1 protein-coding gene is annotated in these 1,050 nt (G+C 60.5%); it reads left to right on the forward strand.

The annotated features are described in order from the left end of the window. Positions 1-321 precede the first annotated feature (321 nt). The coding region (locus tag PROAA_RS11720) for an NADPH:quinone oxidoreductase family protein (RefSeq protein ID WP_186411518.1) at positions 322-1,050 on the forward strand (729 nt) is incomplete at its 3' end.

The following is a 1,050-nucleotide window of genomic DNA, read 5'->3' on the forward strand; positions in this document are numbered from 1 at the left end:
GACTTCATGAGCGAGGTGCGCGCCCGCTTGCGCTTGTTCAACGATGTTTCACATTACGAGAATTTACCGGAGCGTATCCTGACTGAACGCTTGTCAAGCTGGTGGGGAAATCCCCAAGGGACAAAGTAAACGTAGCCCCGGTCTCGACTCAGACCGCGATTGGAATGGAATTCACTAGCCCAGTCATGCACGGTTGGCCATATCGCAGTCCAAGGATGGCGCCGAGCGCCTCCCCTCCTGTTCCGGAACGGATACACTAGTCGTCTGCCTCGTCCCGCAGGACGAAGTACGGTCTTTTTCAACGATGGAGGATTCACAACCATGCGAGCCGTCGTCTGCCATGAATTCACCGGGCCAGCTGCCCTGCGGCTGGAGGATATCCCGGAGCCGCGGCCCGGTACCGGCCAAGTGCGTATCCTTGTGGAGGCCTGTGGCGTCAATTTCGCCGATAGCCTGATCTCCCGCGGACAATATCAGAAGCAGCCACAACCGCCGTTCAGCCCCGGCTTTGAAGTCTCTGGCAAGGTGCTGGAACTGGGGGCAGGAGTGGAAGAGCTGAAAATCGGGGATCGAGTGATCGCCATGACGCCGCACGGTGGCTATGCCGAGCAGGTTGTCGCGGACAGCAAGCGCTGCGTGCAAATGCCGGCGACAATGTCCTGGCAGGATGGCGCCGCTTTCCCAGTGGTGTTTGGTACGTCCCATATCGCCTTGTGGCATCGGGCACGCTTGCAGGCTGGAGAGACGCTGGTGGTGCATGGTGCGTCAGGCGGCGTTGGACTGACCGCCGTAGCCGTCGGCAAGCTGTTGGGCGCGACGGTCATCGCCACAGCTAACGGGCCGGGAAAGCTTGAAGTCGCGCGGGAACACGGAGCGGACCATCTGATCGATTCCGGGCAGGAGGACGTGCGCTTGCGGATTAAGGAACTCACCGATGGCCGCGGTGCGAACGTGGTTTACGATCCGGTCGGTGGTGAGTTGTTCACCGCGTCGCTGCGCAGCATCGCCTTTGAAGGTCGCATTCTGTTGATCGGTTTCGCGAGTGGCACC

It is taken from the genome of Candidatus Propionivibrio aalborgensis (genome assembly GCF_900089945.1).
GTDB classification, from domain to species: domain Bacteria; phylum Pseudomonadota; class Gammaproteobacteria; order Burkholderiales; family Rhodocyclaceae; genus Propionivibrio; species Propionivibrio aalborgensis.